General features: G+C 66.1%; 2 protein-coding genes and 3 pseudogenes. 4 read left to right on the top strand and 1 reads right to left on the bottom strand.

From position 1 onward, the window contains the following. On the bottom strand, nt 1-444 hold a 444-nt coding region (locus Q427_RS16915; protein WP_043516078.1), incomplete at its 3' end, for a QueG-associated DUF1730 domain-containing protein. Nucleotides 445-545: 101 nt separating this feature from the next. Between Q427_RS16915 and Q427_RS16910 the strand changes: the two are divergent. From Q427_RS16910 to mutL, 4 genes and pseudogenes are all read left to right on the top strand, one after another. Beyond that, nucleotides 546-2,110 (top strand): annotated as a pseudogene (locus Q427_RS16910) (NAD(P)H-hydrate dehydratase). Next, nucleotides 2,091-2,588, top strand: coding sequence for a tRNA (adenosine(37)-N6)-threonylcarbamoyltransferase complex ATPase subunit type 1 TsaE (tsaE, locus tag Q427_RS16905; RefSeq protein WP_043516075.1), 498 nt, complete (start codon nt 2,091-2,093; stop codon nt 2,586-2,588). The pseudogene Q427_RS16910 and the gene tsaE overlap by 20 nt, the downstream one beginning before the upstream one ends. Nucleotides 2,589-2,590: 2 nt before the next feature. Then, nucleotides 2,591-4,088 (top strand): annotated as a pseudogene (locus Q427_RS16900) (N-acetylmuramoyl-L-alanine amidase). 14 nt (nt 4,089-4,102) lie between these two features. After that, nucleotides 4,103-5,249: pseudogene (gene mutL, locus Q427_RS16895) on the top strand (DNA mismatch repair endonuclease MutL); the annotation flags it as partial.

Below are 5,249 nucleotides of genomic sequence, written 5' to 3'. Positions count from 1 at the left end.
CACCGGGGCCGAGTCGACGAAGGCGCGGTAGCCATAGGGACCTGCCTTCTCTTCGATCCGTTTGGCCAGGGTCGCCAGGCGCTTGCGCATCAGCTTGTGATAGTCACGGCCCACGGCATAGCGTGAGACGTAGGCGGTAGCCGGCTGGCCCAGCACCTTGGCGCTCTCCACCTCGGCGGGCAGGTAGTCGAGACGGACGCTGACGACCCGAATGGTGCCGGGGATGAGCTCCTCCGGGCGGGTGCGCTTGGTGCCATGCTTGGCCATGAAGCCCATTTCGCCATGATGGCCGGCGTCCAGCCAGCGCTGCAGATAGCGCTCGTCGTCAGCCAGGTCGACATCCGTGATACCCACCTGCTGGAAGCCCAGCTCGCGCCCCCAGGTCTTGATGGTATCGGCCAGGGTGGCGAGATCGCTATCGTCCAGGGTTGCCGGATGCGTCATGATCGAGAAAAAACCGGGTAAATGCATGCAGGTGGGATTGGCGTAGGCGACATAGCGCTTACACTCTCATCATAAAGCATCCTTTGCAGGGGAGACACCGGATGTCGGCAAACCAAGACGGCAAGACACCGTCGGCCACGCTGAGGCCGCTTTATCGGGCCGCGCAGGTCCAGGAGCTCGACCGTCGTACCATCGCGGCGGGGATCGAGGGCTTCGCACTGATGCAGCGGGCGGCCACTGCGGCCTGGCAGAGCCTCAAGTCTCGCTGGCCGGGCGTGCGCCGCCTCACGGTGCTTTGTGGCGGCGGCAACAATGGCGGCGATGGCCACGTGCTCGCGGCCCTTGCCGGGGTGGCTGGGCTGGATGTCCAGCGCATCGTGCTCAAGGCGCCCGAGACCCTGAAGGATGACGCGGCACGGGCTGCGGAGATGGCGACGGCTGCCGGGGTCGGCGTGGTGCCATGGCGGCCGGGCCTGGACTTTACCGGCGAGGTGGTGGTGGATGCCCTGCTGGGTACCGGCCTTGGCGGTGAGGTGCGCGGCGACTTCCTCGATGCCATCGAGGCCATCAATGCCAGCGGCCTGCCAGTGCTGGCCATCGATATCCCGTCTGGCCTGGCGGCGGATACCGGGGCCGTGCTTGGGGTGTCAGTGCGGGCCACTCGGACAGTAACCTTCATCGGCGACAAGATCGGCCTGCATACCGGCCGCGCGCCCGATCTGGCCGGGGAAGTACATTTCCGGGCGCTGGGAGTCGATGCCGGCGCCATCGGGACCTTGAGCCGGCTGCCTGGCTGCTGAACAGTGACCTGCTTCCGGCTCTGCTGCCACCCCGGGCGCGAGACGTGCACAAGGGGGCCATGGGTCATGTGCTGGTGGTGGGAGGGGCGCCCGGATTCGGCGGTGCAGCGCTGCTGGCCAGTGAGGCCGCCGCTCGCCTGGGTGCCGGCAAGATCAGCCTGGCCACGGCGCCGGAGCATGTCACAGCCTCCCTGATGTATCGCCCTGAAGTCATGGTCCATGGCGTGCGTGGGGCGGCCGACCTCGGCGACCTTCCTGCCCGTGCCGATATCGTCGTGGTGGGGCCGGGACTCGGGCAGGGCGCCTGGGGGCAGGCCATGCTCCAGGCCTCGCTGAAGACCGGGCTGCCTCTGGTGGTGGATGCCGACGGCCTCAACCTGCTGGCCAATCGCTGGGTCGAAGAGCGGCGAGATGACTGGATACTGACGCCGCACCCCGGCGAGGCCGCCCGTCTGCTCGGTATTAGTGCGACGGAGGTGGAGGCGGACCGGCCGGCGGCGGTGGCTGAACTGCAGCGTCAACGCGGCGGGGTGATCATACTCAAGGGTGCCGGCACCCTGGTGGCCGGCCCGACGGGGATGGCGGTCTGTCCCTATGGCAACCCCGGCATGGCCTCGGGGGGAATGGGAGACGTCCTGTCGGGTATCCTGGGCGCCTTGCTGGCCCAGGGGGTGCCGCTGGAGAGTGCGGCAAGACTGGGGGTGGTCGTGCATGCCATGGCGGCCGATCTGGCTGCCCGGGACGGTGGCGAGCGTGGTCTGCTGGCTGCCGATCTGGCATCCTATGCCCGAAGTCTGATCAACACCGAGGCCAACTTTGGTATCTATCCCCAGACAGGTAGCGATGATGCGCGTGCGACTCGATGATGAAGACCGCCAGGTCGCCTTAGGCAGGCGCCTGGGACGTGCTCTGGGCGGCCAAGGTCGCGTCTACCTGGAGGGTGAGCTGGGGGCCGGCAAGACCACGCTTACCCGGGGCATCCTGCGCGCCCATGGCCACGAGGGAGCAGTGAAGAGCCCGACCTACACCCTGGTAGAGCCCTACGAAATTGGTGGCATGCGTCTCTACCATTTCGACCTCTATCGACTAGGTGATCCGGAGGAGCTGGAGTTCATCGGTGGCCGCGACCTGTTTGCCGATGACGCCCTGTGCATTGTCGAGTGGCCCTGTCGAGGGGCGGGGTGGTTGCCAGAGCCGGATTTGCGTATCACCCTGAGCCTTGGCGAACCGGGCCGTGCCGCCAGCCTGGAGGCTTTCTCCGAGCTGGGTCGATCTGTTCTTGCGACGCTGTCGCAGGAGCTGGCCCTTGACGATGTGATTATCGAGCAGGAACGCGAACAATAGTGATGACGACACGATCCCTGCCTATTTCATTTCGCTGGAGAGAGCCGCTTTCCCTAGTGGTCTTGCGGCGCTGCTGTCTGTTTGCGGTGCTGCTTTCGCTGTTGCTGTGCGCTCCACTGGTGCAGTCGGCGCAGGTCGACAACGTTCGCCTCTGGGCCGCCCCCGACCATGCTCGTCTGGTCTTCGACCTGTCTGGCCATGCCGAAGCCGACATCTTCCTGCTCGACGATCCTCGGCGCCTGGTGATCGACCTCGACGAGAGCGGACTCAACACCGAGCTTTCCTCGTTGAACCTGGACGGCAGTGCGATTACCGCCGTGCGCAGTGGAGTGCGGGACGGCAATGGCCTTCGCGTGGTGCTGGAGCTCTCGCGTACGGTCGAGCCACGCCATTTCACGCTGCCGCCCAATGACCAGTATGGCCATCGTCTGGTGGTGGACATGGAGTATCCGGCGAAAGTGCCGTGGAGAACCCCATTGATCCCATCGAGCGATGATCCGTGAACAGGAAATCGTCGCCGGTCGCGGCCGTGCCGAAGGGGCGGAAGGCTCGCCTCAGGTGAATGCCGAAAGTGCCATCGCGAGCCAGCCTGCGGCTCCCCACCCCCGCCGCGACATCATCATCGCCATCGACCCAGGCCATGGCGGGGAGGATCCGGGAGCCATCGGGCCTGGTGGCACCCGCGAGAAGGATGTGGTGATGGAGATCAGTCGCCGGCTGCAGCGACTGGTGGATGACGCCGAGGGCTTCCGTGCCGTGATGATCCGCGACGGGGATTACTATATCGGCCTGCGCCAGCGCACCCGTATCGCCCGTGAGCAGAAGGCCGACTTCTTCGTTTCCATTCATGCCGATGCATTCAACAGCCCGCGGCCGAGCGGCAGCTCGGTCTATGCGCTCTCCCAGCGTGGCGCCACCTCGGAGACTGCCCAGTGGCTGGCGGCCAGCGAGAATCAGGCCGACCTCATCGGCGGCGTGGACGGCAACCTGTCGCTGAATGACAAGGATGAAGTGCTGCGGGGCGTGCTGCTCGACCTCACCATGACCGCGACGCTCAACGATTCGTTGGCCATCGGCGGCCAGGTGCTGGACCAGCTGGGGCGGGTCAATCGGCTGCACCGTTCACGGGTGGAGCAGGCGGGCTTCATGGTGCTGAAGTCCCCGGATATCCCCTCGCTGCTGATCGAGACCGGCTTCATCTCCAATCCGGACGAAGAGCGACGACTGCGCGATGCCGGGCATCAGCAGAAGCTGGCCGAATCGATATTCGCGGGGCTTGCCGAACATTTCCGGCGTAACCCGCCCCCGGCCAGCCTGCTTGCCTGGCAGCGGGACAATCGGCGCAGCCCTTCTGGCAACGAGTATCGCATTCAGCCGGGGGACACCCTCTCCCAGATCGCCGCACGCCATGGCGTGCCGGTGGGGCAACTCAAGCAGGCCAACGAGCTCAACGGGGATGTGATTCGTGTCGGGCAGGTGCTGAGGATTCCGCGCTCATGACGGTGGCCAACGAGATGACCCAGGTTCGACCCATACGGGTGCTCGATCCGCGCCTGGCCAACCAGATCGCCGCTGGCGAAGTGGTGGAGCGCCCCGCGTCGGTGGTCAAGGAGCTGGTCGAAAATGCCATCGACGCCGGGAGCCGGCGGATCGAGGTGGAACTCGATGCGGGTGGTACCCGCCTGATTCGGGTGCGCGACGATGGCTGCGGTATTGGCGAGGACGACCTGCCATTGGCCCTGTCGCGTCATGCCACCAGCAAGATCGCATCGCTGGAAGAGCTCGAGGGCGTTGCCAGCCTGGGCTTTCGCGGCGAAGCGCTGGCCTCGATCAGTTCGGTGTCGCGGCTGGAGCTGGTGGCGAATGTCGACGAGGACCCCCCGCAACGGCTGGCGTGTGGTGGCCGAGGGCCGCCAGATGGAGCCGCGGGTCACGCCGGCGCCGCACCCTCGCGGCACCTCCCTGACGGTTCGCGACCTGTTCTTCAATACGCCGGCTCGGCGCAAGTTCCTGCGCACCGAAAAGACCGAGTACGGCCACGTGGAGGAGGCGTTTCGTCGCCTGGCACTGTCTCGTTTCGATATTGCCTGGGTTCTTCGGCACAACCAGAAGACGGTGCATCAACTACCCGCCAGCCCGGATTCGGCGGCTCGCGAGCGTCGCATCTCGGCGCTGCTCGGCAAGGCTTCCTCGATAATGCCCTGCACCTGGATCTCGCGGCAGGAAGCCTCAGGCTATGGGGATGGGTCGGCTTGCCCACCCACTCTCGGGCCCAGGCCGATCAGCAGTACTTCTTCGTCAACGGCCGGGTGGTGCGCGATCGCCTAGTGGCCCACGCCATCCGCCAGGCCTATCGGGACGTGCTGTTTCATGGCCGCCACCCGGTGTTCGTGCTCTACCTCGAGGTCGATCCCATGGTGGTGGACGTCAATGTCCACCCCACCAAGCATGAGGTGCGTTTTCGCGACGGCCGCATGGTGCATGACTTCCTCTTCTCGAGCCTGCATCGGGCCCTGGCCGAGGCGCGCCCCGGCGAGCATGCCGACGACGTGGCCAAGGCGCCCCGGCGAGCGATGAGTCGGCTCGGGGCGAGCATGAGGTTCGTGAAGGCGGTGGGCGCTGGCAACAGCAGCCCATGGCGCTGCACGCTCACTCCGGTGG

This window comes from Halomonas sp. BC04 (assembly GCF_000568385.1).
The sequence above is the reverse complement of the archived record's forward strand: the minus strand, read 5'-3'. Positions and strand labels throughout refer to the sequence as shown.